23 protein-coding genes and 1 pseudogene are annotated in these 24,530 nt (G+C 62.5%); 6 read left to right on the forward strand and 18 right to left on the reverse strand.

The window, feature by feature from the left end:
• Positions 1 to 37 precede the first annotated feature (37 nt).
• Genes FD715_RS08405 through FD715_RS08415 form a run of 3 tightly spaced genes read right to left on the reverse strand, consistent with a single transcriptional unit; the run spans position 38 to position 1,790 of the window.
• On the reverse strand, positions 38 to 634 hold the full coding sequence (locus FD715_RS08405; RefSeq protein WP_147108018.1) for a 2-hydroxychromene-2-carboxylate isomerase: 597 nt from the start codon (positions 632 to 634) through the stop codon (positions 38 to 40).
• Positions 627 to 1,490, reverse strand: a complete 864-nt coding sequence (locus FD715_RS08410) for a branched-chain amino acid aminotransferase (RefSeq protein ID WP_147108021.1) — start codon at positions 1,488 to 1,490, stop codon at positions 627 to 629. Before FD715_RS08410 ends, FD715_RS08405 begins: the two co-directional genes overlap by 8 nt.
• Positions 1,491 to 1,550: 60 nt before the next feature.
• Positions 1,551 to 1,790, reverse strand: a complete 240-nt coding sequence (locus FD715_RS08415; protein ID WP_147108023.1) for a hypothetical protein — start codon at positions 1,788 to 1,790, stop codon at positions 1,551 to 1,553.
• Between the two features lie 134 nt (positions 1,791 to 1,924).
• On the opposite strand from FD715_RS08415, the gene FD715_RS08420 reads away from it, so the two are divergent.
• Positions 1,925 to 2,635, forward strand: a complete 711-nt coding sequence (locus tag FD715_RS08420) for a M48 family metallopeptidase (RefSeq protein WP_147108026.1) — start codon at positions 1,925 to 1,927, stop codon at positions 2,633 to 2,635.
• On the opposite strand, the gene FD715_RS08425 is transcribed toward FD715_RS08420, so the two are convergent.
• Complete coding sequence (locus tag FD715_RS08425; protein WP_147108029.1) at positions 2,632 to 2,910, reverse strand: hypothetical protein; 279 nt, start codon at positions 2,908 to 2,910, stop codon at positions 2,632 to 2,634. The two genes, FD715_RS08420 and FD715_RS08425, sit on opposite strands and share 4 nt — an antisense overlap.
• Before the next feature lie 57 nt (positions 2,911 to 2,967).
• Here FD715_RS08425 and FD715_RS08430 point away from each other — a divergent pair, with 57 nt between their 5' ends.
• Positions 2,968 to 3,354 (forward strand): YigZ family protein, encoded by a 387-nt coding sequence (locus FD715_RS08430; RefSeq protein ID WP_189799440.1) that lies wholly within the window; start codon positions 2,968 to 2,970, stop codon positions 3,352 to 3,354.
• A 74-nt stretch (positions 3,355 to 3,428) separates the two neighbouring features.
• A complete protein-coding gene (locus FD715_RS08435; RefSeq protein ID WP_147108033.1) occupies positions 3,429 to 3,689 on the forward strand; it encodes a DUF6455 family protein in 261 nt (86 codons plus the stop codon).
• Here the strand turns inward: FD715_RS08435 and FD715_RS08440 are convergent.
• The 5 genes from FD715_RS08440 to rimO form a co-directional block, all read right to left on the reverse strand.
• On the reverse strand, positions 3,681 to 4,313 hold the full coding sequence (locus FD715_RS08440) for a hemolysin III family protein (protein ID WP_147108036.1): 633 nt from the start codon (positions 4,311 to 4,313) through the stop codon (positions 3,681 to 3,683). The two genes, FD715_RS08435 and FD715_RS08440, sit on opposite strands and share 9 nt — an antisense overlap.
• Positions 4,314 to 4,359: 46 nt before the next feature.
• Positions 4,360 to 4,743 (reverse strand): thiol-disulfide oxidoreductase DCC family protein, encoded by a 384-nt coding sequence (locus tag FD715_RS08445; protein WP_147108037.1) that lies wholly within the window; start codon positions 4,741 to 4,743, stop codon positions 4,360 to 4,362.
• Between the two features lie 52 nt (positions 4,744 to 4,795).
• On the reverse strand, positions 4,796 to 5,143 hold the full coding sequence (locus FD715_RS08450; RefSeq protein WP_223274779.1) for a hypothetical protein: 348 nt from the start codon (positions 5,141 to 5,143) through the stop codon (positions 4,796 to 4,798).
• A 73-nt stretch (positions 5,144 to 5,216) separates the two neighbouring features.
• Positions 5,217 to 5,408 carry a hypothetical protein gene (locus FD715_RS08455; protein WP_147108038.1) on the reverse strand — a complete coding sequence of 64 codons (192 nt, stop codon included), beginning with the start codon at positions 5,406 to 5,408 and terminating at the stop codon, positions 5,217 to 5,219.
• Between the two features lie 176 nt (positions 5,409 to 5,584).
• Positions 5,585 to 6,958 (reverse strand): 30S ribosomal protein S12 methylthiotransferase RimO, encoded by a 1,374-nt coding sequence (gene rimO, locus FD715_RS08460; RefSeq protein WP_147108197.1) that lies wholly within the window; start codon positions 6,956 to 6,958, stop codon positions 5,585 to 5,587.
• Between the two features lie 114 nt (positions 6,959 to 7,072).
• On the opposite strand from rimO, the gene FD715_RS08465 reads away from it, so the two are divergent.
• Positions 7,073 to 9,049 carry an AsmA family protein gene (locus FD715_RS08465; RefSeq protein ID WP_147108040.1) on the forward strand — a complete coding sequence of 659 codons (1,977 nt, stop codon included), beginning with the start codon at positions 7,073 to 7,075 and terminating at the stop codon, positions 9,047 to 9,049.
• Between the two features lie 253 nt (positions 9,050 to 9,302).
• Here the strand turns inward: FD715_RS08465 and FD715_RS08470 are convergent.
• From FD715_RS08470 to FD715_RS08510, 9 genes and pseudogenes are all read right to left on the reverse strand, one after another.
• Positions 9,303 to 9,946 (reverse strand): annotated as a pseudogene (locus FD715_RS08470) (phosphomannomutase/phosphoglucomutase); the annotation flags it as partial.
• Between the two features lie 63 nt (positions 9,947 to 10,009).
• Positions 10,010 to 10,843 carry a 3-deoxy-8-phosphooctulonate synthase gene (kdsA, locus tag FD715_RS08475; protein ID WP_147108042.1) on the reverse strand — a complete coding sequence of 278 codons (834 nt, stop codon included), beginning with the start codon at positions 10,841 to 10,843 and terminating at the stop codon, positions 10,010 to 10,012.
• Position 10,844: 1 nt separating this feature from the next.
• Positions 10,845 to 12,527 carry a capsule biosynthesis protein gene (locus FD715_RS08480; RefSeq protein WP_147108044.1) on the reverse strand — a complete coding sequence of 561 codons (1,683 nt, stop codon included), beginning with the start codon at positions 12,525 to 12,527 and terminating at the stop codon, positions 10,845 to 10,847.
• Complete coding sequence (locus FD715_RS08485; protein WP_147108046.1) at positions 12,505 to 13,164, reverse strand: ABC transporter ATP-binding protein; 660 nt, start codon at positions 13,162 to 13,164, stop codon at positions 12,505 to 12,507. Before FD715_RS08485 ends, FD715_RS08480 begins: the two co-directional genes overlap by 23 nt.
• Before the next feature lie 807 nt (positions 13,165 to 13,971).
• A complete protein-coding gene (locus FD715_RS08490; RefSeq protein WP_189799441.1) occupies positions 13,972 to 16,053 on the reverse strand; it encodes a phosphotransferase in 2,082 nt (693 codons plus the stop codon).
• Complete coding sequence (locus FD715_RS08495) at positions 16,037 to 17,854, reverse strand: ABC transporter ATP-binding protein (protein ID WP_147108052.1); 1,818 nt, start codon at positions 17,852 to 17,854, stop codon at positions 16,037 to 16,039. The genes FD715_RS08490 and FD715_RS08495 overlap by 17 nt, the downstream gene beginning before the upstream one ends.
• Positions 17,851 to 18,996, reverse strand: a complete 1,146-nt coding sequence (locus FD715_RS08500; RefSeq protein WP_147108054.1) for a glycosyltransferase family 4 protein — start codon at positions 18,994 to 18,996, stop codon at positions 17,851 to 17,853. Before FD715_RS08500 ends, FD715_RS08495 begins: the two co-directional genes overlap by 4 nt.
• Entirely contained in the window at positions 18,996 to 20,237 is a 1,242-nt protein-coding gene (locus tag FD715_RS08505; protein WP_147108057.1) for a glycosyltransferase, read from the reverse strand. Before FD715_RS08505 ends, FD715_RS08500 begins: the two co-directional genes overlap by 1 nt.
• Positions 20,238 to 20,254: 17 nt before the next feature.
• Positions 20,255 to 21,490, reverse strand: a complete 1,236-nt coding sequence (locus FD715_RS08510) for a glycosyltransferase family protein (protein WP_189799442.1) — start codon at positions 21,488 to 21,490, stop codon at positions 20,255 to 20,257.
• 186 nt (positions 21,491 to 21,676) lie between these two features.
• Between FD715_RS08510 and FD715_RS08515 the strand changes: the two genes are divergently transcribed.
• A complete protein-coding gene (locus FD715_RS08515; RefSeq protein ID WP_147108063.1) occupies positions 21,677 to 23,248 on the forward strand; it encodes a HAMP domain-containing sensor histidine kinase in 1,572 nt (523 codons plus the stop codon).
• On the forward strand, positions 23,245 to 23,955 hold the full coding sequence (locus FD715_RS08520; RefSeq protein WP_147108066.1) for a response regulator transcription factor: 711 nt from the start codon (positions 23,245 to 23,247) through the stop codon (positions 23,953 to 23,955). Before FD715_RS08515 ends, FD715_RS08520 begins: the two co-directional genes overlap by 4 nt.
• Positions 23,956 to 24,530: the final 575 nt, after the last annotated feature.

The raw sequence follows: 24,530 nt of genomic DNA on the forward strand, positions 1-24,530 counted from the left end.
ATGGCCCAAGGACCTTGCCCGTGCAATCCCGACAATCTCAGGCAGCGCGCGCATGGGCCAGGGCCTGCTCCAACCGATCGTTGCCCCAAAACAGCGCGCCATCGACCACAAAACTGGGCGCACCGAACAGGCCCCGCTCCAGCGCTTCGTCCGTGGACCGGCGCAGCAGCGCCTTGCCCTCCGGCGTGGTTGCAGCGGCGATGACAGCCGCACTGTCCTGCCCGATCTCATCGACAATCGAGGCAATAACCTTTTCATCCGCAATGTCCCGATCTTCCGCGAAGTTCGCCCGATATACCGCGCGCACAAAGGCGCCCACCCAAGCGGCGTCTGCATGCGTCGCCGCAATACGCGCCGCCAGAAGACTGCCGCGGGGAAAGGACGACGGTTTGACAAATGGCAGGCCCAAATCGGCGCAACACCGTTCCATATCCGTCCACATGTAGGCGCCCTTCACCGGGTACAGGTTAAACGGCGAGTCCGTCAGGCCCTGCGCGCCAAAGACCGGGCCCAAAAGGAACTGACGCCACAGCAGCGGCACACCTGCGTCGGCACAGGCCTCTTCAATCCGGGCTGCAGCCAAATAGCTGTAAGTGCTGGCAAACTCGAACCAGAACTCGACCGGCTTAACCATTGCTGGCGGCCCAATCCCAATACATCTGACGCACCCGGCGCGTCACAGGGCCAACCTGGTACGAGGTATCCTCAAAGGCCGACACAGGCGTGACCTTCATCATATTGCCGGACATGAATACCTCGTCCGCATCTTCGAAATCGGCGAATGACAGCACCTTTTCTACCACCTCGATCCCGTCCGCGCGCATATTCTCTATATGTCGGGCACGGGTGATGCCGGCCAGGAACGTGCCATTCGGAATGGGGGTAAAGGCGACACCATCCTTGACCATGAACACGTTGGCCGTGGCACTTTCCGCGACATTGCCCATTGCATCCGCCACCAGCGCATTGCCAAAGCCGCGGGCACGGACCTCGGCCAGCATCCGTGCGTTGTTGGGGTAGAGGCACCCCGCCTTGGCGTTCACCACATTGTCCTCCAGCACCGGACGGCGGAACCGCGTGCGCGCCAGTGTGGTCGATGCGCTCTCCGGGGCCATGGGGATCTCTTCCAGGCTGATGGCAAAGCCAGTGGAGCCTTCCTTGGGCACAATTCCCAACTCGCCGCCCTCAAGCGCCCAATACATCGGGCGGATATACACCGCCTGATTGGGGCTATACGCCTCCAGCCCTTCGCGGACCATGGCGACCATGTCTTCGGTGCTGACAGTGGGCGTGATCATCAGCGCCTTGGCCGACCGGTTCACGCGCGCGCAGTGCGCCTCCAGATCCGGTGCCAAACCGTTAACGTATCGTGCACCGTCAAAAACTGTCGTGCCCAGCCAACTGCCATGATCTGCGGCGCGCATGACCGCCACATCGGCGTCATGCCACGCACCTTCATAGTAGGTGCGCACATTCGTTCCCGTCGCCATCCCGGTTCTCCCTCGTTTGGCCGACAGGCTAGCAGAGACAGGTCAGGCGTCCAGACCCTTTCACTTGGGCTCTTTGCGCAGCTGATAGACGCCTTCGGGCAGGTCAAGTGCCGCCGCCAGATCGCGGGCCTGTTCCGGGGACAATGTGATCTTGACCATACTGTCGCTGCGCGGGTCGTATTGCTCGACCGTGATCACCTCGGCAAAGGCGTTGATGACCACATCTTCCTGCAGAGGGGCCGCCCCATCGTCGACCAGCGTGATCACCGATGCGTCAAATTCGTGCTCAATCGTAAACATGTCGGAAACCTATTCCATGGGCAAACCATTGCATAGAGCACACGGCTGCGTGATGAGGGCTGGAAGCCACCCCCTTGCATGATACAGTCTGATGCGTCTTGGAACGAAAGGACATCGGTTTGATCTCTCGCATAATGGCCGCGCTGACGGCCCTGGCCTTCGTGGCCGCATGTGACGACGCGGTTGTAACCACGGCCCCGACAAACACCTCTGCGCCCACTGCGACGGTCGCACCGGCCGAGGTGCCCGATGAGTTGCGGACGCGCCAGCAATCCGCGCGCGCCTTTGCTCAGGTCGTTCAGCGGGTGGAGCCTGTGGCCGAGCGTGAATGTCGCGCCCGGACCCGCAACGTGAACTGCGATTTCAAGATCCTTGTCGACGATCGCGCAGGCGTGCCGTCGAATGCGTTTCAGACACTGGATGACAATGGTCGTCCGATCATCGTGTTCACGCAGTCCCTGATCGACGATGCCCGCAACGTGGATGAATTGGCCTTTGTGATGGGCCACGAGGCGGCTCACCACGTGCGCGGCCACATTGCCCGTCAGCGCGAGAACGCGGCTGCCGGTGCGGTCATCTTTGGCGGGCTGGCGACGCTGACGGGCGGCGATGCGGCTGCAGCCCAGCGGATCGGTGCGCAGGTCGGCGCGCGGACCTATTCGAAGGACTTCGAACTGGAGGCTGACGCGCTGGGCACCATCCTGACCGCACGCGCCGGCTATGATCCTGTGCGCGGTTCTCAATTCTTCAATCGCATTCCGGATCCGGGCGACCGTTTCCTTGGCACCCACCCGCCCAATGCGCAACGGCTCGAGATCGTGCGCAGAACGGCAGCCGGGCTTTAAACCGGTGTCTGGTGCCGCGCGCGCAGCCGCACCAGAATGCCGATCAACGACATGGCGACCCAAAAGATCTGCAGCATCGCCGACGCCAGGTTAAAGCTGGCCATCAGCCCCATCAGCACGCAACTCGCCGCCACCAGGTTGATCGTGAAATAGGCCAGGCAATCGCTGCTCAGGCAGCGGGTGGTCAACAGGCTGTAATTCGTCACATAAAGCGCAAAGCCCAATATGCCGATCAGCTCATAGACCGCGAGAGGCGGCAACAGTGAAATCATCATGGAAAAATACCCCGGTGTGAAATGGTTTTTCGTTTATCAATGCACCGGAAGTAGCACATGCGGACCCGTCTGTCGGGTCCGGGAATCCCGACCTTGAGGCAACTTGGCCATATCCTGACCGACCGTGGGTCCAAATATGCTGTATCGGGCAGCGCGGTGACCTCGCGTGCGGACATTGATGCAGCCCTCAAGCACCTCAAGCGCGACCGGACCTACGCCAGGGCCACCCACAACAGCTGGGGCGCGATGCTGCAAGACGGCGGCGCCATCAAGGGCGACGATGGAGAGGCGGGTGCTGGCATGGTCATCCTGCGTATGCTCGAACGCGAGGGCCTGACCGACCACCTTGTCGTCGTGACCCGCTGGTACGGCGGCAAACACCTGGGCGGCGATCGGTTCCGCCATGTGCAAACCTGTGTGCGTACCTATCTCGACCAGATTTGACCTGGATCAATGTTGGGCAGCGGTCCAGTCCGGCACAGTCGGGCCATCCTATTCACTCGAAAGGACGACCCAGAATGACCGATGCCCGCCTCAAGACCCACGCCGATCTTGTCGACCGCATGGCCTCCGCCCGCGGGGTCGACCTCGAAGAAGCCGCGCTGCGTGCCCATCTCACCCCTGGCGACATTTCGGACCTGGTCCTGAACTGCGTCGGCTGCACCAAGCCTGACACCTGTGCCCAGTGGTTGACCGCCCAACAGGGCACCGTTTCGGAAACTCCCGGCTATTGCCGAAACGCCGATGCGTTTGCAGAGCTGGCCAAGGCCTCAGACTGACACACCCAACGCCACAGCGCCAAAGAAACAGGCCGACGCGGCCAGTACGAAGCTGTGCCAGATCGCGTTTTGAAACCTCAGCGCCTTAGCCGCGTAGAATACCGTGCCCAGCGAATAAAGCCCCCCGCCCGCCGCGATCAGCGCGGTGGACGCGCCCGGCAATGCTTGCCACATCGGCCAGATCAACAGCACGCTCGCCCAGCCCATCGCCAGGTAAAGCGCCAGTGACCCCCGCGCATCCGTGGCCCAAAAGCTCAGCTTCGCCACGGCACCCACCAGCGCCACCAGCCAAACCGCCGCCAGCACCACATAGGCGAACGCTGACCCGATCAGCACGACGAGCGGCGTGTAAGTCCCTGCAATCTTGAGGTAAATGGCCGCGTGATCAATCCGGTGAAACACCGGACGCGACGCCTCCCACGGCAGCAAGTGGTACAAGGCCGAGGCAAGCAGCGCAAAAACCGCAAGCCCTGCATAAACGCTCGTAGCCGCGATCTGTGCGATGCCTTGCGTCTGCGCCACATGCACGACCAACATCGCAGCGCCAGTCATACCCGCCCCCAGACCAAGGACATGGACCGACGCATCGGCAATCGTTTCGCGGGCGGAATGTGGGTAAGGCATGCGCGCACCGTGACGACAGTAACGCGTCCAGTCTATGCACAAATCCTCACGAAGTGGTTGACGTCGCTGCCCTTTGCCGACGCAGATGCCAGCGGTAGATCAGTGGGGCCAGCACATGATCGTAGGTCTTGGAGGCCAGCCAATGCACGCCTGGCAGGGACACCAAGCGCGCCAACCAGCGATACCGCGGCATGTCCTGCCACAGCACGATAAACGCGGGGATGCCGGAATACATCCGGCCGTCCTTCAACACATACAACCGCTGTGCCGCTGCATCCCGATCCATCCTCCAATCGGCCATCTCGGCCTGGTTCAGATCCTCAAACCGAATGGGCAGGGAACGATCGCCACTATACTTTGCATAGTGGCTGATCTCGAAATTGCAGACCGGGCAGTCGGCATTGTACAGAACGCGGGTGTCATCACTCATGCTAAAAAAATAGGCGCGCGCACAGCCCCGCCAACAGACAAACGGTCGCAACCTACCGCGGCTTGTTCCCGTCAATCCAGCGCGACATCATCACCTTGTCCTTGAAGCACTCCGCCGGGATCTGACGCCGCTTCAGCCGCGCAATCCGTTCGGCAAACTGTACCTGCTTGGCACTTGGATAGGCGGCAAAGCGGCCCTCGGGCGCCTTCGGTTTGGCTTGGTCAATCCACGCCGACAGGCCCGCTTTGTCGCGAAACAGAGATGTCGGCAGCACACGCCCCGTCTTGGCAGCCAGCGTCCGCGCATAGGCGATCTGCTTTTCGGTGGCGGGCTGCGCATCAAGCGGCAAAGCGGTCTGCACCGGTTCAAACAGACCGGGAAGGGTGGGATGAATGGACATATCTGTTCTCCTACCGTGAGGAACAAATATAGAACATAGTTAACGTGTTTTCAAGCAATGCAGTGCAAACACCTCAGCCCAGCCAGGATTTCATTAAACCAATCAAAGGCTTGAGAGGCTCGTCTGACCCGTGCAGCAGTCCGAGTGCGACCACGCTCAACAAACCTGCCCCGAGCAAAAACAACATCACGGCCCCCAGGCCAGTGCCTTTGGCTTTGCCCACCTCCAGATGGGCGGCTCCGATCAGTTTCAGCAATGCGGTCATCGTCCGGTCCTCCGTCCTTTGGCGCCGTGGCGCATCCGTCGGAACCAGACTTGACGGGTTTGCAGGAAATTTTGGTTAATGCGTCGTCACGCCGAGAGACTTTTTCAGCAACGCGCGCCGCACGTGCGCAGTAAGGCGACCATATCGCCAAGTCAGCATGCGCATAAGGCTATGATTTATTTGATCAAACGGCCCCAAAGATCATATTCGCCAGCCTCGTCCACCTCGACGGTGACGATATCGCCGGGGCGCAAATCTTCGAATCCGTCGTCAACGAAGAGATTGCCATCGATCTCAGGGGCGTCGGCTTTGGTTCGGCACGTGGCCGCCTCGTCATCGACCTCGTCTACAATAACTTCCATCCTTGTGCCCACTTTGGCCGCCAGCTTCGCCTCGGAAATGGCCTGCGCCTTTTCCATGAACCGCTCCCAACGCTCCTGCTTGATCTCTGGGGCCACATGATCCGGCAATGCGTTTGACCGCGCCCCATCTACATTTTCGTACTGAAAGCAGCCCACCCGATCCAGCTGCGCCTCGTCCATCCAGTCCAGTAAGGTCTGAAACTCGTCCTCAGTTTCTCCCGGGTAGCCAACGATAAACGTGGATCGCAGCGTGATCTCGGGACAAATCGACCGCCATTCCGCGATCCGGTCGAGCGTCCGTTCTGCCGCGGCAGGCCGCGCCATGCGCCGCAGCGTATCGGTGTGGGCATGTTGGAAAGGAATGTCGAGATATGGCAAGACCAATCCCTCGGCCATCAACGGAATAAGCTCACGCACATGTGGATAAGGATAGACGTAGTGCAAGCGAAGCCAAGCGCCGAGCGACCCGAGATCGCGCGCCAGATCGGTGATATGCGCCCGATGTCCTTTGTCTTCCGCGTGTTTGATGTCCACGCCATAGGCCGAGGTGTCCTGCGAAATCACCAGCAGTTCCTTAACCCCAACCTCGACCAGCTTCTCCGCCTCGCGCACCACCGCATGGGCCGGGCGGGACGCAAGCCGGCCACGCATGTCGGGGATGATGCAGAACTTGCACTTGTGGTTACAGCCCTCTGAAATCTTGAGGTAACTGAAATGCCTGGGCGTGAGGCTGACGCCAGAGGCTGGCAGCAGATCGATGAACGGGTCCGGGTCCGGTGGCACGGCGGCATGTACCGCATCCAGCACCTGTTCATATTGATGCGGTCCGGTGACGGCCAACACCTTCGGGTGTGCACCGGTAATATACTCCGGCTCCGCCCCCAGACAGCCCGTCACGATCACGCGGCCGTTCTCGTCCAGCGCCTCGCCAATGGCTTCCAGGCTTTCTGCCTTGGCACTGTCCAGAAAACCGCATGTGTTCACGATCACCGCATCCGCCCCACTGTAGTCGGGCGAGATGCCGTAGCCTTCGGCCCGCAACCGGGTCAGGATGCGCTCGCTGTCCACCAGCGCCTTGGGGCAGCCAAGCGATACCATCCCGATGGTCGGCTGGCCGGAACGGCGGGTGCCGTCCAGCTTGGCGCGGGGTGCAAGATCTGGGCGAAGGTCAGGCGGGTTCTGGCTCATGCTCTGCCTCATATGTGAACTCCGCCCCCGCGAAAAGGCGGGAAAAGGGTTGGGGTGCGACCGCACGCTGCGTTAGGCTGATGTCAACACGTCATCAGAACGGGAGCAGTCGCAATGAAATGGATCATCCGCCTGATCGGGTTCGTCCTCGTCCTGTCGCTTGTAGCGATCGGGTCGATCTTCCTGCTGCCCGCCGACCGCATCGGCGCCATCGCTGCTGACCAGATCCGCAAGGCAACGGGCCGCGATGTCACGATCATAGGCGTTTCGATGACCCTCTGGCCCGTGCTCGGTGTCCGCGCCGACGGGCTCGAGGTCGGCAATGCCGACTGGTCCGAACAGGGGCCCATGCTTACGGCGGAGAATGCAGCGATTGGCGTGGACATGATGGCATATATCCGGGATCGCGAAATCCGCATCACCAACGTCGAGGCGACGCGCCCCACGATCCGGCTGGAAAGCCGCGCGGACGGGCGGGCCAGCTGGATTTTCACCGACGCCAGCGGTGCGGCGCAGATCGAGGCGGAGACGCCCGCTCCATCGACCGACAGCGCGCCACAGGCCCTGTCGATCCAGAAGCTCGAGGTCACGGATGCCACCCTGATTTACGACGCCGAGGGCGCGGATCTCGTGTCCTATTCCGGCGTGGACCTGACCCTTGACTGGCCCGAAAGACTGGGCCCTGCCACGATCGCCGCGACATTGCGCCCCGCGGGGACAGAGGTACAGGTGGACGCCACGATCGGTGGCTTCGCGGGCTTTATCACCGGCCAAGTGCAACCGCTGAATGCCACGGTCGACGCTGGCGGCGGGCGCGTCACCCTCGACGGGCGTGCGAGCACAGCGGGCGACGTGGCCGGGGCGTTGGGCGTGAGCCTGCCCAGCACTGACGCGTTCATGTCCGCGCTTGGCCTGTCCCCGCCGGGACTGCCGCCAAAACTGGGCAGGGCGGTTGAGATGTCGACGCAGCTGACCCTCACCTCGGACCGGCGCCTGTCGCTGCGCGACTTGCGCGCGGATCTTGAGGGCAACGCGCTGAGCGGTGCGGCGGACATCAGCCTCAACGGCACGCCGGTCGTCAATGCGCAGTTCAACGCGGGCGCGCTCGATCTGCGCGGTGCAACCGGATCGGCGGCCTCGGGCGGCGGGTCAGCGACCGGGGGCGGTTCTGCACCTGCGCCGACGGGCAGCGGATGGCCGAAGGACCCAATTGATGCGAGCGGTCTGGCGGCCTTTAACGGAGAGATCGCGCTGACCGCGTCCTCCATCGACCTCGGCCAGTTCAAACTGGGTCAGACCCGCACGCTCCTGCGCAATGACCGCAGCCGCATGGTGTTCGAGCTGCGCGAGGTTGCAGCCTACGGCGGAACGCTTGTGGGCGAGTTCGTGGTCAACAACCGCTCCGGCCTCAGCGTCGGTGGCAACATGAACATGCGCGGGCTGTCGCTTCAGCCCTTTCTGCGGGACGCCGCGGACCTGGAGATGCTGACGGGTGCGGCGAACATGGACCTGCGCTTTCTGGGGGTTGGGCAAAGTGTTGATGCGATCATGCGGTCACTTTCGGGCAACGGATCGTTCAACGTGGCGCGCGGCACGATTGAGGGGATCGACCTTGATGGCCTGCTCAAGTTCGGGCGCGGCAATGGGCGCACGACCGTCTTTGACGCGATGAGCGCGAGCTATCGGATGGAGAATGGCAACCTGTTCAACGATGACCTTCTGGTGGTGTTGCGCAGTTTTGAGGCGCGCGGAAATGGTCGGATCGGGCTGGGTCAGCAAGACATCGACTACCTTTTTACGCCGACGGCATTGAAGGGCGAGGACGGCCCGGATCTCGCGATCCCGGTGCGCATCCGCGGGCCGTGGGCTGACCCGAAAATCCTGCCAGATCTGGATGCCGCGATTGACCTGCGGCTTGATGAGAAACTGGAGGCTGAAAAGGAGGCGTTGAAGGCCAAGGCAGAACAGCAGGTGCGCGAGAAAGTGGCTGAGGAACTTGGGGTCACGGATCAGGGTCAAAGCCTTGGAGATGCGGCCAAGCAGAAGTTGGAAGACGAGGTCAAAAAGGGGCTTCGGGGACTGTTTGACTGATCTGTCTCCGCGGGGACACGCTGTTCGGGAGCTTTGCCGTATTTTAGGCTTTGTCTTGTCTGCGCGTGAAATCAGGGACTTCGGCCTATGCGCGGTGCATTATGTCAAACTTAACCGGATGTCCGATAGGCTGTGCGCGAAGGCGGGCGGCACTTTGATCGCGCCCTGAGCGGTGCATTGCTTTGGCCTGTGGAAGTCTGGTGATCGCGACCGAGATGCGGGTTTGTTCGACACGACCCGGTCAGGCGTTCGGCTCGGGGTTGGGGTTGTAGTGTGGAAAGCTGCAGTCGAGGGTGGCGTGCCGCTCCACCACCGTGGCCCCGATGCGGCGCAGCAGGTCCGGTGCAAAGGCTGCCGCCGTCCCTTTTCCTGCGGCGCAGACAACGGTGAACTTGCGTGTCAGTTTGAAATCGCGTGCGAGGTCGTCGGGATACGTGTCGCATACGCCTTCCACGAAATCATACCCTCCGCCCCGGCGCGGTTCACCGGCTCCGTTCAGGACGATGTTGCGCAGCTCTGCCATGTCGTCGGGGCCGTGGGTGAGAGGGCATTCGAAGCCCATCTTCACCCCTGTCTAACCGTTGGGATTATGGGAGGCGATGACCATGGCAACCGCCGGGACATCAATGTGGAATTGCGCGAAATAGGCCATCGGTGACAGCGCAGGGCCGATGTCATGGACGCGGATGCCCCCCTGCATCAGCCCCAGGATCAGGGCGTCTTTGACCGAAAGCGAATAGTCGCGATAGCCGTTGCCAACCACGATATCCGGCCTGATCCCCGCCTGTGCATCTGTGTGCCAAGCCCCAAGCCGAGGGCTGTGATGCCGGGTAGGTTGATCTGTTCGGGATATCTCCAGCGTGCGTCGTGTTCCCGAAACCCTGTCGGAGCAATCATGGGGTCGCGTAGGAAAACCCAGGTGTTCGGTGTAACGGTGGTCTGCGGTTTGACCCTGTGCGGTCAGACGGACACGGGCCGCGCCTTTGCCAGCGCGTCGAACTGCATGAGCGTGTCGATGAGTTGCGGCATCTGGTCGAGGTAGATCATGTTCGGCCCGTCCGAGGGTGCCGTGTCAGGGTCGGGGTGCGTTTCGATGAACACCGCCGCGACGCCGATGGCGACGGCGGCCCGCGCCATGACGGGGGCAAACTCGCGTTGCCCGCCGGAAGAGCCGCCCTTGCCCCCCGGTTGCTGGACCGAGTGCGTGGCATCCATCACGACCGGGTAGCCCGTTTGGGCCATTTGCGGCAGCGACCGCATGTCAGCCACCAGTGTATTGTAGCCAAAAGATGTGCCCCGTTCCGTCAAAAGGATGCGGGTGTTGCCGGTGCTTTCCACCTTGGTCACGATGTTGGGCATTTCCCAGGGTGCAAGGAATTGACCCTTTTTTATGTTCACGACCGCGCCGGTGTTCCCTGCGGCCAGCAGCATGTCGGTCTGGCGGCAGAGAAAGGCGGGGATTTGCAAGATGTCGGCCACTTCGGCCACGGGGGCGCACTGTGCTTCGGTATGCACATCCGTCAGGACCGGGACGCCGATTGCGTCCTTGACCGACTGCAGGGCCTTGAGCCCTTCGTCGAGGCCAAGGCCGCGCCCGCCGGTGAGCGAGGTGCGGTTGGCCTTGTCGTAGCTGGCCTTGAAGACGTATTGCGCGCCTGCGGCGTCGCAGACTTCTTTCATGCGGCCCGCGATCTCTTGGCCAAGATCAACGTCTTCCAGGGCGCAGGGCCCAGCGATCACGGTCAGGGGCCGGTCATTGCCGATGGTCAGACCGGCGACGTCAACGTGTTTCATATCAGCTTGTCACCTGTTCTCTGAGGATCGACGCAGTGAGCGAGATCATCAGGTAGATGCCTGCAAAGACGAGGAAAGCCAAGATCGTGTTTTCGAATGCGCGGGGGTAGGTCGGTTCCTCGGGTGCGATGGGTTCAACCGCGACCGTGAGGTAGCGCACCTGCCGCGAGGCTTCGACGCGGGCCTGTTCCATCTGTTGCAGGGCCGATTGCAGCATCATGTCGCGCGAGGCGAGGTCGGCCTGGGCGATCTGGATGCGGGCGGCCAGTTCAGCGAGGGAGTTTGCGCCCTGGCTGACGTCGGTCATCTTGTTATTGAGCGCGACAAGCTGGTTATTGAGGATCTGTAAAGTGCCGCGTGCGCCGTCCACGCGGCTTTGGTTGGGGCGCGTATTGTTGAGCAGGCTGGCAAGCTCAATCTCTTTCTCGATGATCTGGGTTTCAACGGTGCTGATCTGCGTGCGCAGCGAAGCGATCACGCCTTCGGGGTCGAGCGTGGACCCCTCGATCTGGAGGCGGACGAGGTTTTCCTGAGCGGCACGGCGTTCTTCTTCTGCCCTTTCGAACCCTTCGCGGGCGTCGCGCATCTGGTCGTCCCGCTTTTGAAACGAGAGGTTGTTCACCCGCTGTTCGGCGTAGTCTATAAGCTGGTTCGAGAAATCGGCCGAGACGGCAGGATCAGCGGCCGCCACCTCCATGCGGATCATACCCTCGGTCGGATCATAGCCGATTTTGACGTTTTTCTTGTATGTCTTGTAGGCTTCTTCGTTTGTGGGATCTTCGCTCAGCCGTTGGATCGGGTCGATCCAGTTCTGGGTGAAGTGCGTTTTAAAGCCGACATCGCGGTCAAGCCGCAGCATGGCGTCCTTGGATTGCAGGAAGCCCTGCACCGCGATGCTGTCGGCGTTGGTGGCAAATTGCGTGGGCAGAAGCCCGCCCAGCGGACCGGAGCCGCCGGACCCCTCGTTCTGGATGATCAGAAATTCGGACTTGGTCGCGTACATGGGTGTCGCGATCTGGTAGAAATAGTAACCCGCCAGAAAAGTCGGCAGGATCACGAAGAAGGCGAGCCGGACCAGCAGGAGGCCCATTTTCTTGCGGCGGCGGCGACCGATGTCGCGCTGGATGTTCTGGATTTCCTGAGTGCGCCGTTCCGCAGGGCTCAGTTCGGTCGAAGGCAGCTGTTGGCGCGCCAATTGAACTGTTTGCGGCAGTTGCGCGCGCCCGGACCCTGCGCCGCCGGTGGTGGCAGGCAGGTTGGCAAAGGCGTCGGGTGCGCCGCCCTCATGCGGTTCAGCGCCCGCTTGCGGCACCACCAGCTCGAGCATGTTGGAGCGTTGGAACGGGTCGATGCCCTTGGCCCGCAACAGGCGCACGGCGTCGAAGTCTGAGGTGGGCGCCAGCCCATGTTTCTGCGCGACACGGCGCGCCATGCGCAACTGGCGACCGGTCAGCCCTTCCTGGCGGATGGCATCGACGGTATTTTCGCTTTGTACCTGCTGGGCCGAGGCAACCTCACCGCTCTTGGCAGGGGGTGGGGTTGGTTTGGGCTCCGCATGCGCGGTGTCGACCGGTGGCTCTGGCGCTTCGGTCGCCTCGGCACGCGCCGCGTTTGCGGCTGCCGTTCCGGGCATCGGCGCTGTCCGCTTGATGCGGAATTTTCTAGCTTTGGGTTTCGTAGTCATAGAGCCGTTTCGCCTCTTCGAGCGTGTCGAACATGTGCAGTTTGCCGTCGAGCAGGACCGCGGCAGAGCGCGCGAATTTCTCGAGCGTCTGGGCCTGGTGCGACACGATGATGATGGTCGTGGTGCGCAGCCGCTCCTGCAGCACTTCGCCCGCCTTGCGGTTGAATTCCACATCGGTGGAGGAGGGCATCCCCTCGTCAATCAGGTAGATGTCAAAGTCGAGAGCCAGCATGAGTGCGAAGGAAAACCGCGCCCGCATCCCCGACGAATAGGTGCCGAGCGGCTGGTCGAAATATTCGCCCAGATTGCAGAGCCAGCGGCAGAAGCTTTCGACATAGTCGGGGTCAAGCCCGTAGAGCCGCGCGATGTAACGGGAGTTTTCCAGCGCCGAGATCTTGGGCAGCACGCCCCCCATGAAGCCCAGCGGAAACGAGATGTTGCAGCTGCGCCGGATCTCGCCCTCATCCGGTTTTTCCAAGCCAGCCATCATGTTGATCAGGGTCGTCTTGCCGGTGCCGTTGGGGGCAAGCACGCCGAAGGAGTTGCCCAATTCCACTTGGAATGACACGCGGTCAAGGATCACCTTGCGCTGTGTGCCTGTCCAGAAGGACTTGGATACGTTTTCAAACTCCAGCATCTCTGGCTGCTCCGCGGCGTCTGCTCTGCCTCCGCACCCTCAGGTGGGCGACCCGTGCCCCCATTACCAGAGGGGTGTTAACGGTCTAATCACCGACTTTGGCCATATTATGTCCAAAGTGCTGTCAAATGTATAGGTTTTGCGGGGGACTGTCGCTGCGGAATAAACAGTTCTGCGCCCTTGCCACACAGTTGTGACAGGGGCGTGAGGCGCGGAGCGTTGTAAGGCGACGCATTGTACGTGCCTTCGCGACCGACCTTTCCTTTGCCGAAGCGTAGCCTTGTCTTTGATCAGTATAGGCTGGCAGATCGAACCTGCCCTGTCAAAACTGGTTTTGAGCGAAACCCTAATGGGCGATTGTCTCTACAATCTGTTCCTGGAAACGGTTGAAGGTCGTTTAGCAAGAGTTGAATAAAACACTGCGCACCTTTTCAGAGTTGGTCTTGTGTCTGGTCTTTTTTGCACGGTCATCACCGTTGGCCTTAATGAGATCCGCAGATCACGTTCCTACCTGCCAAGAGGGCTGCAGCGCCCTAAACATTCGGCGGATTGTCCTCATCGTTACCGCTGAAGTGTACACCGTCACATCAACTCGTCTTGCTATGTCGTTGTCCTTTTCATTTTCAGGCCGTGTGCTGTCTGTCAGCTTTGTTCCTCGTCAGCACGGTCCACGTGATCCGAGCCGTCTTATTCGCCGTGGCCCGACTTAGTTCCGGGTCTCTGTCTCGTTTCCACCCGTTGGTGTGTACGATGTGCCAGAAACCCTCTGTGATCAAACCAGCCTGAACTATCCCACCGGCTCTGACGTTACACCGCTTCCCGCAGTGTGGGCTGCCCCGCGCGGTTCAAACGGTCACGACAAAGCGCTGCGATGGCGGGTACGGCGGCACGGCGGTCCGCAAAGCGAACCGCAATCGCGACATGCCGCGCGAGCGACACCCAGCGCATGGTGTCGATACGATGCGGGTCCGGCAGTGTGCGGAGTTCTGCGTAGCCTTCGAGGAAGTCGCGCACAAGGTCGTCGTACGCATGGCCGTCCCCCCCTCGGCGAAGGTCGAGCTCGGTCAGATGCGCGATAAAGTTGCCGAGATCAATCGCCGCATCGCCGATTGCATGAAGGTCGAGATCGACCAGCCAGGTGGTCTCCGGGCCGACAATGATCTGATCAAAATAGAAGTCGCGATGAAGCCCGACATCGACCGCAGGCGGGAGCGTGGCCATGCATTCAGAGGCGAGCCATGCGAGGTCGGCTTCCGGGCCATCCAAAACCGCCCGTGACAACACGGCCAACTCGTTATCATGACTCCAGTGACGGTTGGTCTGCGGGGCAGTGCAGTGCAGCGCCGCCAGCGCGCGTCCTGTTTTGCGCATGGCACTGGCCGCATGAGGCGTTGCGATGAGCTGGCCTAGCGGCGTGCCATACACCTCTTCCTGAAACCAGACGGGGATGTCCTCGGCGACGCCCACGACGCGCGGTACGCCGATACCATCCCTCCCATTCAGGCCCGCAGCCCTGAGCCCTGACTGTATCCTAGGCGCAGTGTCGTCGTGCCCCTTGGCGCGCAGTTTTCCCAATACAGCGCGAACGGAGCCTTCATACCGGATCATCGCCCGGCGATGGGGCTTCAGACGCGTAAGGGTCGCCTTGTTTGCTGCGAAAGCGGTAGCGCAGGCACGTGGGTCGAGCGCCGCAGCAAGGTGCGGGGTCGACGGATATCCGCCGTCCAAGACCGCCGTGATCTGATTGAGCACCGCTGCGATCTCGCGGTCCCAGCCTGGACGACGGGCGCGAAACCCGTCGGTGGCGCGCGACATCAGCACATGGGCGCGATAGGTCGCAATGTCTGCGTCGGAGGCGCTGCCGCCAGCGGCGCGGTAGCCCGCGATGAGCGCATCCCCTGCCGCATCGGTTCCGTCAACCCCGCGCAGGCGGTCCAAGTCAAGCACAGCCAGCGCCGTCCCGATGTCGTGGGCCGCCGGTCCGATACAGGCGCGGTCCCAGTCGAGGATGCGGGGGCCTTCAGGTCCGCAGACGATTTGATCGGCACTGAAGTCGCCGTGTAGCGCTGTCGCAGGACCACCAGGGAGGACGGGCATGCGTGCAGCCACATCACGCGCCGCCTCATCCAATTCCGGGGCCAGCCAACCCAGCCGCTCGGCCACGGCGTCTGCCTCAACAGGGCGTAAGCGAGGCAGGTCCATCGGCGGGGCCATCTTGTGCGCGGCGGCCAAGGCCCGTCCTGCCTGCACGTAGTTATCAAGTGATGCGTCTTCGTCCAACGTCTGACCCGGTATCCACTGCGTCGCAATGGCGCCATCTTCGGCTGATACGGATAGTAGCGGCGCCCCGCCAGCGGCTTCACCGGCCCGAGCGCCCGCGAGGGCGCGCGCGAACGCGTCTGGGTGGGCATGGAGCTTCAGAAGAGCGCGTGGACCGTCCGGTCCGTCGGCGCGGAGCACCAAACGGCGCCCTGGCTTGAAGCGAAGAAGTTTGAGTGTGCAGCCCGAAAGACCCATCCGCGCCAGAAGTGCCTCACGCGAGGACGGATCGGCCAGCGCACGCGCTGCCTTCGGCCGACGCATCAGGGACAAGGGAACAAGCACGGTTTGCACGTCATCCAGGAAAATCACGCCGTTCTGCCACGCCGGACGGTCGCGCACTTCGCGGTAGCGCGCCGTCGTGTAGGACGCTGCCGTCCAGGCGCCGAGCGTTCCATCCTCGGGCATCAGCCCGGCCACGCAGCTCGTCCATGGCTTGTAGAGCAGATAAGATGTCCGGAGACCCTTCAGCCCGGCGCGCATCGCTATGGCTGGCGCGTGCAGAACGCCAGCCAGGCCGGGCAGCTCGGGCTCGCGCATGGCGAGCGCCGCATCAGGATGCAATTGCATGGGGTCGGTCTCCTCTTTGACGGGCATGCGCGGCGGCGAACCAACCGCCATCACGCAGCAGCATCTTGGGTGCGCCATCCTCGACCACGCGTCCGCCATCCAACACCACGACCCGGTCACAGTCAGACGCAAGTGCGAGGTCATGGGTGATCAGCAGCGTCGTGCGACCGCGCGATACACGCGCGATGGCGCTTGAGACGATAGCCTCCGAAGGGCCATCAAGCCCGGTGGTCGGCTCATCCAGGATCAGGATCGGAGTGCGACGCAAGAGCGCGCGGGCAAGCGACAGGCGCTGGCGTTGCCCAGCCGAAAGCGACCCGCCCCGCTCGGCGATGACGGCATCGAGGCCACCGTCCATAGCTGTCACGAAGTCCTCGGCTGCGGCGGCCTGAAGCGCATTCTTGATCTCGTCATCCTCAACATCGTGGCTCAGCCCGAGCAAGAGGTTCTCGCGTACGGTGCCGGAAACGATCAGCGGCTCCTGCGGCACGAGGGCGATCTGCGCCCGAAGCGAGGCGAAGGTTGCATCGCGCAGGTCCATGCCATCAGCCGTTACGCGACCCGCGTCAGGATCGTGCAGGCGCAGTGCCAGTGCCGCGAGCGTCGACTTGCCCGTGCCGGATGGTCCAACCAAAGCAATACGTTCGCCCGGCGCGACCTTCAGGTTGAGATTGTCAAACACCGGCGTGCCGCCCGGATGCCCGAAGCGGACGCCTTCAAAGGCCATTGCACCCGAAAGCGCCGGGGCCGGTACGGCACCCTCGCGGTCACGCACAGCGTCGGTTTCGTCAAGCAGGCCGACGACGCGCTCACCCGCGGCGAGCGCCTTCGCAAGGCGGGCGGCGTACTTGGCATAGCCGCGCACTGGGCGGAACGTATGCTTGAGGTAGGTGACGAAGATCAGCAGATCGCCGGGCGTAATACGGCCCGAAAGCACTTGCAGAGTGCCGAAGAACAGGATTGCGGCCAATCCGACACCCGCCAGGACATCAACCGACCGCTCCAGTCCCGCAGTCAGACGCGCGCCTCGAAGGCCCGCCTTCATGTCGCCCTCGTTGGCACCCCCGAAGACCGCTGCCGTCCGCGCCTCCAGGCCCAACGCCTGGACCGAACGGATGCCAGCCAGCGTCTCGGTCGAGGTGGCCGCAAGATGGCCCTGGCGTTTGCGTTGTGTGCGGCTGACTTCGCGGATGCGGCCTGTCAGCACGCGCGACAGGATCATCAGGATGGGTAGGGGTGCCAGCGCCACAAGCGCAAGCTGCCAGTCGAGCCACAGCATGACCCCGACCATGCCGCCGAAGATCAACACATTTGCCGCCAGCGGCATCGCTGCCGTGACCATCGTCTCCTTGAGCATGCCCACGTCACCCACGAGGCGCATCGTCAGATCACCCGACCGCGCGCGGGTATGAAACCCGACCGACAGCGATTGCAGATGTGAAAACAGATCAGCGCGCACGCGTGTCAGCACCGTATTGCCCACCCGCGCAAAGCCCATCGTCGCGAGGAATTGGAAAAGGGCGCGCAAAAGGACCGCTGCAAGCAGCCCGAACGCGCAGAGCGTCAGCACCAGCATCGGGTCGTATCCTGCCAGCGCAGGCGCGCCCGACGCGGATGGCACGACGCTGTCGATCACGAACTTCAGCGCCCACGGCTCGGCCAGCTTCGCAACGGTGGCAAGGATGAGGGCGATGACCGACCCCGCAAGAACGACGCGATGTCCGCGCAGGTAAGGCGCAAGGCGGCGCACGATCCGGCCCAGGCCCGGCAGCGTCTCTGAAAGGGTGTCGGGGCGGCTCATGCGGCGTGGCGCTTCGGCAGGGCCCGCTCCAGCAGGCGCGCTGCAACGCCGTCCCACGTGCGGTCGGTCAGAACCTCGTCCCGACCGGTGGCGCCCATGGCGTGGCGGCGTGGGGCGTTTCGGGCAAGTATCAGCAGTGCGCGTGCCAGCGCAGCAGCATCGGCGACCGGCACGACATGGCCTGTGGCCCCGTCACGCACTAAAGCGGGCAGGTGTCCGACCCGCGTGGTCACAACCGGCAGGCCCGCGGCCATGTATTCATAGATCTTGAGTGGCGAGAAATAGAAGTCGTCCGTTTCGCCGTAGGGCGCACAGCCTACGTCCATGCGCCGGAGTGCTGCAGGAACGCAGGATGCGGGCAGCGCACCGGTGAATTCCGCAGCATCGTCGCATCCTGCACGGCGCAAGCGGTCCATACAGGCCGCGCGCTCCGGTCCATCGCCAACCACCAGCAGGCGGGCATCCGGCAGGTCACGCGTGAGCAGTGCAAACGCATCGACCAGAAGCGGAAGGCCATGCCACGGTTTGAGCGAGCCCAGGAAACCGACCGTAAAGGGTGCAGCCGCGAGCGGCGCGGGTATGGGGAAGCGCGCGGGATCGACCGCGTTGGGCTCGACCGTCACATCTGTTGCCCCCATTCTGCGGGCATGGGTGGCGACGGGCTCCGAGACTGCACAGACAAGCGGCGCGGCGGCCATTGAGCGGCGCGCAGAGGCTTCGGCGGCTTGCGGCAGGGCGAGGGTGCGGTGAGCCGCCTGCTCGGCCAGAAGCGGTGCATTGACCTCCAGCACGGCAGGTACATTGCATCGACGCGCCCATTCCATCGCGGCATGGGCGTAAAGCGCATGGCGCTCGTAAACAAAGGTCGGTTTTAGATGATCGAGCGCGATGGCCACGTCGTCGTTCGAGGCCAGCAGCTTGGTGGCCCGAACATCGGGAGCCCCTTTTGGGGAAGGTGGCAGGGCATGCACCGCAACTTTGGTGAGGTCTGCAGGCGGCGACCCTTCAAGCCGGGGCGAAAGAACCGTCACGCGTGCGCCACGGCGCACGAGGGCGCGCAGCATCTCCTGCACATGGACAGAGGCGCCCTTGCTGCCCCAGACGGGAATGCCGGGATCGGTTGAGACATAGGCTACGTGCATCACGCCGCCTCCGGCAGATGTGCGCGGCGGGCGAGCGCATCGGCCCAATGCGCGCGCAGTGCGCCTGCTGCGGCGCGCGCGTCGAATTGGCGTTCGATCAGCTTCCGTGCGCGGACCGAAAGGTCGGCGCGCAGGCTCGCATCATCGAGCAGCCCGCCCATTGCGGCCGCCAGGGCCTCGGGATCGGTCTCGGGAACGATCCGCCCGGTCTCTCCGTCGCGCACCAGTTCGGGGATGCCGACCACATCGGTTGATACGACCGGCAAACCAAGCGCCATCGCCTCGGTCAGGACTGTGGGCAACCCGTCGCGATTGCCGTCAGAACCGACGACACAGGGGCAGGCCATCAATGCAGCGTTGCGGATCAACTCGACGACTTCCGACTGCGGGCGGGGGCCGTCCAGCAGAACCTGACCTGACAAGCCTGCGTCCTCAATCTGGCGGGCAAGGTTGTCGCGCTCTTCGCCATCGCCGATGATCCGACAGCGGGGCCTGCGGCCTTCGGCGGCCATCAAACGGATCGCTTCGATCAGGATGTGAAAGCCTTTCTTTTCGACAAGGCGGCCGACGGCGAGGATCTCACGCGCCTTCGGATCGGGCGCGGCGTATGTAAAGCGGTCAAGATCCAGCCCATTGTACACCCGCGCCAACCGGGGGCCTTTCCCGAACCGGTCCCGCAGATGTGTGAGGTTGTAGTCCGATACGGTCACACAAAGATCTGCATCGCGCAGCTTGAGATCGAGATGCTGTGGCGCGTCGTAGTCGTGATAAATGTCCTTGGCGTGGGCCGTAAAACTGTAGCCGATGCCGGCCATCGCCGCGGCCAGGCGTGCGACCGAAGTCGCGACCGTGCCAAAATGCGCGTGCAGATGGACGAGGCCGCGGCGCTTGGCCAGCACCGCCAGTTCCAGAGCCTGTGCGGCGTCCTGGCCCGATGCGACACCTTGTGCGTCGCGCAACGCTTCCCACGCGCCGGGAAGTTCGGCGCGCGCCTCATTCAACCGCTTCCAAAGGCTCTCGACGCCCGAGAAGCGGTCCTTGAGGCGCGTGACCGGCGCACGGACGCGGCCAAGGTTGTCCTGGAAGTGTGTCTCTTCGACAGGGCGAAGCGCGAAGACATCAATGTCCTGCCCAGCGGCCTCGTGGGCGAGAATTTCGGTGACGATGAAGGTTTCCGAAAAGCGTGGGTAGCGTTTGACGACGTAACCAATGCGATCGACGGGGGGGACGGATGCAGACATTTGAAAAACCTCTCTGATCAGGCCGCGAGCGCGGGCGGGGTGACGGTTGGGGCGCCGACCGTTGCAAGGGATTGAATGCGTGCCAGCCCGCCCATATCCGGTCGGCTCTGCGGGCGGGGGGGCGGCGACACCAGCCACGCGGAAAGTGCATCAGGGCCAAGCGCATCTGGCCGCAGCATCGAGACCAGACCGCGTGCGGCGAGACGCGCAGTCCGGATCAGCTGTTCACGGCGTGGGGTGCAGCGAGGCACGATCAGCGCAGGGGGATCCAGCGCCAGCATCTCCATGGTTGTGTTGTAGCCACCCATGCCAACAATGCGGGCTGCGTTGGCCATCAGGCCAATCGGCTCGCGCACGAAAGGCAGCACGGTCATGTCGTCTCTTTGCTTTGCCAGATCGGCGACACGCGCCTTGGCGTCATCGGGCATTTGCGTGCCTGTCACGAGTACGCCGCGATGGCCATCCGGCAGACGAGCGCGGACGAACGCTTCGCACAGGGCGACGCCATCGCGGCCGCCACCCACAGCGCAGTAGACATAGGGACGCGGATCACCACCGGTGACGGCGCCAAGATCACGCGCGGCTTGTGCTGCGTCGCGCCGCCCAGTGGGATCAAGATAGCCGACATGCACGGCCTTTTCGCCCAGCGCTGCCTGCATTCCGCACTCGCGCAGGATGTCGTAGAAATCGGCGTCGCCATAAATCCAAACCGCATCGTAAAAACGTCGCACGGTCTCGAAGTTGCGCTGACGCAACCACTGCCGGCGTACGGTTGCGCAGTCGTCGATGACGTCGCGCAGCCCTAGCACGATTCGGGCACGGCCGCGCGCCCTCAGCTTACGCAGCATACCGTCAAGTTCGTATTGTGCGCCGCGCGGCACGTTGTCGACGATGACAAGGTCGGGGTCGAAGCCTACGACTGTGCTGCGCACAATGCGCGCGCGCAGCGCTGCAAGCCGTGTAAGATCGCCACCCAGATCGCGTGGTCGGTAGCTGCCGTCGCCCTGCTTGGCGTAGGCGGGCAAGGTGATGCTGTCCACCCCTGCGGGCATGGCAAAGGCGCCCGCCTCGCGCATCCCTCCGATCAGCAGGATCTCGGGGCGCGGTTCGATCTCGGCGAGAGCAGCAGCGATCAGCAGGTTACGCCGCAGGTGGCCGTAACCCAGCGTGTCATGGGAATAGAGTACAATCCGCATCGGCTCGGCTCGCTGGGCGCGCGGATCAATTGGAAATGGCGGACGGGCATGGAGCATTGGTGCGTGATCCTTGAGTGTCGCGTGGTTGTCATAACCGTGTGCCATCCAGATATGTGGGATCGTCCGCGTTACCCGTTAGAAGGGGATTAGCGCGGATTAGAATTTCGTTAGAGAGCTGGATTGACCCATGCTTGACAAAACGACGGGTGCTACAGTCGCGTCGAAGGCCGGGCCAAGGACCAGATGCGCGTCACCACCAAAATCGCCATTGCGCAAACAGCGCTTATCCTCACAGCCGGAGCAGTTGTGACCGTGATGCTTATGACACTGCGCTCTAACCAGACTGTCATGCAGGAAATCATCAACAGCTATGAGCAGTCGCTAACTGTCAAAACCATCGCGCAGATGGCTGATAACTATTCCGAGCAGATTGCCGAACACGTCATACTCGGCCCCGAGTCGGAAGAAGCAGCGGCGGCGCACGACGTTCTCATGGAAACCATTTCCGCCATGGAGCGGAAGATCTTGGGCGAGTTCCAAGACCTCACTCGGTCTGGCAACCAGCAGGAAGCCGCTTACGTGCAATTGGAACTCGACCGCATGAAAGGGCTGCGCGAAGCTGTCACCCGGTTGGAGGACGCTCGCTCGCGCATGGTCAGCTCATTATACCAAGACAATACCGCGCGTGCAGTTGCGATCTACGCGGAAGAGATTGAAGACGGCTTCGATGTTGCGCTCGATCAGCTGACGGAAGAGTCGGTTGTTCGCGAACAGGTTCAGGTCAGGGACGCCTTGTTGGACTCTCAGGTTGCGGCGGCGCGTATTCGCTGGATCGTCGTCTTCCTTGCCCTCTCGGCGGTCAGTGGGGCGTTGGTCCTGTCCGCGTTCCTACACAAAAGTATCCTGCAACCCATCGCACGCCTCGACGCTGCAGTTCGCGCCGTCTCTGCCGGGAACCTCGAGGCCCGGATCGGCGATAATCGGCGTGACGAACTTGGTGACGTTGGACGGGGTTTCGACAACATGACCGCCAAGGTATCGGCGCAGCGCGGCGCTCTGGTCGCGGCGCGGGATTCTTTGGAACGTCAGGTGGCCGAGCGGACCGAGGCGTTGACGACGGCACTGCAGGATCTGGAACTGCAGTCCGAGCAGCGGTCGCGGTTTCTGGCAGATATCAGTCATGAGTTGCGCACGCCGCTCACCGTTCTGCGGGGCCGTGCCGAAGTCGCACTTGCTGATCCGGGATCGGACGCAGATACGATGCGGACGGTTCTTGAGCGTATAGTGCGGACGTCCAATCATCTGGGGCGGTTGGTCGATGATCTCCTGTTTCTGGCCCGGTCCGAGGCAGGTGTGATCTCCATCGAAAAGGGCCCCGTGGTCTTGCAGGATGTGCTGGCGGACATTTTGCTCGATTGCCGCCAGCTCGCGCGTGGGAAGGGCATCACTCTGATGCCCAGCCAGCCGGACGCCCTGCTGACCATCGAGGGCGATGCAGACCGGCTGCGCCAGGCCGTTCTTATCGCGCTCGACAATGCGGTTGCGGCCGCACCGTCCGGAAGCACGGTTTGGGTGACTTTGATGCGTGCGGGCAACCACGCGGTGTTGGAGGTGGCCGATGAGGGACCGGGTTTCTCTGACTCCGAGATTGCAGAGCCGGCGCGCCGGTTTCGCAAGGGGCAGGGCCGGGGGAACGGGCTTGGCCTGTCCATCGCCGACTGGATAATGGCGGGGCATGACGGCCATCTTCGTCTGTCCAATGCAAAGGATGGCGGCGCCGTCGTCCGTCTTGAGCTGCCTCTGAGCAAATCATGACGGATGGGGCCCGCATCCTGCTTATCGAGGATGATTTCGAGATCTGTGAAATCGTGACTCAGGGCCTGCGTCTGGAAGGGCACGAGGTCACGGTCCGTACTTTCGGTCAAGGTCTGGTTGAGCATGTCCAAGCGGATCCGCCCGCGCTGATCGTGCTCGACCGAACGCTGCCTGACAGCGAAGGCGCCGAACTCTGCCGTGCCTTGCGGGCCGCGGGTCTGGGCGTCATGATCTTGATGCTCACAGCCCGCGACAGTCTGGAAGAAAAGCTACAAGGCCTCGACGCTGGCGCAGATGACTATCTGACAAAGCCATTTGCACTTTCTGAGCTAACGGCGCGCGTCAAGGTCCTGCTGCGCCGAGCGGGTCACGGAGGATTGGCAGAGCCTGCACCGCCCGCCTCTGTTCTGGGACCTCTCCGGCTTGATCGTGCAACGGCATCTGCCGATGTTGCCGGTGTTCCTCTCGTGCTGACGGCAACGGAGTTCGCGCTCCTGGCCGCCCTTCTGGAGAACCAGGGCCGTGTCATGAGCCGGACAGAGCTTCTCAAGGCGGTCTGGGGGTACGACTTCGACACGCGCACGAACGTCGTGGAAGTCTATGTCTCCTACCTCCGCCGCAAACTCTCAGCCGAGACAGAGGCCGTCGTCGTCCGCAACGTGCGTGGCTTCGGGTATACAATCGAACTCTCTTTAGAAAAGGCCTGACGTCACTGAGTGTTGGCAGCGGCAGCGAACAGCTGAAAAGTGGGCTGCGAGCGCAGCATCTGTACTGCAGCTGCGGGCTAACGGGCCCTAGTCAGGCAGATCCCGGAGAGTGCAGGTGCCCATTGTTCAAACGCGCAGGTCGATGTCATGCTGAGGGTGCAACTAGAGAATGTGCCGCATTGTGACCGCCTCTGTTGGCGTGTCCTTGCGATGTCTTGATGGCGGATATTTCCTGAAACTTTGTATGGAGGATATCCAGCCTAAACTGAGGTCCACTGACCTGTTCGGCAACCAAGGCGTCCGAGTTCAGAATATTCAGATACGCCACGATTTGGCTATGATCTTATCGGAATTTTAATAAATGGATCTTGAGCGACGCGAACAGCGTAGCCCTTAATTCTTCGCTCAAGGTCAGTGACTTAGCGAAACCATTCCCGCTTGCGCGCAAATCGGGCTGACGTTGACAGGTACTCAGATGCGGTCGTCTACTTGAAGGCAGCGCAATACCGAAATCACCCTGAGACTGGCGAGGCGCATGCACAACGACGATGGATCCGGTCAACCCATTGCAAGAC

The sequence above is a fragment of the Tateyamaria sp. syn59 genome (assembly GCF_007995245.1).
Taxonomy (GTDB): Bacteria; Pseudomonadota; Alphaproteobacteria; order Rhodobacterales; family Rhodobacteraceae; genus Tateyamaria.

Excerpts from the sequence above, each read along its gene's own strand:
- FD715_RS08405 (WP_147108018.1), bottom strand. The coding sequence starts at position 634 with ATGGTTAAGCCGGTCGAGTTCTGGTTCGAGTTTGCCAGCACTTACAGC.
- FD715_RS08410 (WP_147108021.1), bottom strand. The coding sequence starts at position 1,490 with ATGGCGACGGGAACGAATGTGCGCACCTACTATGAAGGTGCGTGGCAT.
- FD715_RS08415 (WP_147108023.1), bottom strand. The coding sequence starts at position 1,790 with ATGTTTACGATTGAGCACGAATTTGACGCATCGGTGATCACGCTGGTC.
- FD715_RS08420 (WP_147108026.1), top strand. The coding sequence starts at position 1,925 with ATGGCCGCGCTGACGGCCCTGGCCTTCGTGGCCGCATGTGACGACGCG.
- FD715_RS08425 (WP_147108029.1), bottom strand. The coding sequence starts at position 2,910 with ATGATGATTTCACTGTTGCCGCCTCTCGCGGTCTATGAGCTGATCGGC.
- FD715_RS08430 (WP_189799440.1), top strand. The coding sequence starts at position 2,968 with ATGCGGACCCGTCTGTCGGGTCCGGGAATCCCGACCTTGAGGCAACTT.
- FD715_RS08435 (WP_147108033.1), top strand. The coding sequence starts at position 3,429 with ATGACCGATGCCCGCCTCAAGACCCACGCCGATCTTGTCGACCGCATG.
- FD715_RS08440 (WP_147108036.1), bottom strand. The coding sequence starts at position 4,313 with ATGCCTTACCCACATTCCGCCCGCGAAACGATTGCCGATGCGTCGGTC.
- FD715_RS08445 (WP_147108037.1), bottom strand. The coding sequence starts at position 4,743 with ATGAGTGATGACACCCGCGTTCTGTACAATGCCGACTGCCCGGTCTGC.
- FD715_RS08450 (WP_223274779.1), bottom strand. The coding sequence starts at position 5,143 with ATGTCCATTCATCCCACCCTTCCCGGTCTGTTTGAACCGGTGCAGACC.
- FD715_RS08455 (WP_147108038.1), bottom strand. The coding sequence starts at position 5,408 with ATGACCGCATTGCTGAAACTGATCGGAGCCGCCCATCTGGAGGTGGGC.
- rimO (WP_147108197.1), bottom strand. The coding sequence starts at position 6,958 with ATGAGCCAGAACCCGCCTGACCTTCGCCCAGATCTTGCACCCCGCGCC.
- FD715_RS08465 (WP_147108040.1), top strand. The coding sequence starts at position 7,073 with ATGAAATGGATCATCCGCCTGATCGGGTTCGTCCTCGTCCTGTCGCTT.
- kdsA (WP_147108042.1), bottom strand. The coding sequence starts at position 10,843 with ATGAAACACGTTGACGTCGCCGGTCTGACCATCGGCAATGACCGGCCC.
- FD715_RS08480 (WP_147108044.1), bottom strand. The coding sequence starts at position 12,527 with ATGACTACGAAACCCAAAGCTAGAAAATTCCGCATCAAGCGGACAGCG.
- FD715_RS08485 (WP_147108046.1), bottom strand. The coding sequence starts at position 13,164 with ATGCTGGAGTTTGAAAACGTATCCAAGTCCTTCTGGACAGGCACACAG.
- FD715_RS08490 (WP_189799441.1), bottom strand. The coding sequence starts at position 16,053 with ATGCAATTGCATCCTGATGCGGCGCTCGCCATGCGCGAGCCCGAGCTG.
- FD715_RS08495 (WP_147108052.1), bottom strand. The coding sequence starts at position 17,854 with ATGAGCCGCCCCGACACCCTTTCAGAGACGCTGCCGGGCCTGGGCCGG.
- FD715_RS08500 (WP_147108054.1), bottom strand. The coding sequence starts at position 18,996 with ATGCACGTAGCCTATGTCTCAACCGATCCCGGCATTCCCGTCTGGGGC.
- FD715_RS08505 (WP_147108057.1), bottom strand. The coding sequence starts at position 20,237 with ATGTCTGCATCCGTCCCCCCCGTCGATCGCATTGGTTACGTCGTCAAA.
- FD715_RS08510 (WP_189799442.1), bottom strand. The coding sequence starts at position 21,490 with ATGCTCCATGCCCGTCCGCCATTTCCAATTGATCCGCGCGCCCAGCGA.
- FD715_RS08515 (WP_147108063.1), top strand. The coding sequence starts at position 21,677 with ATGCGCGTCACCACCAAAATCGCCATTGCGCAAACAGCGCTTATCCTC.
- FD715_RS08520 (WP_147108066.1), top strand. The coding sequence starts at position 23,245 with ATGACGGATGGGGCCCGCATCCTGCTTATCGAGGATGATTTCGAGATC.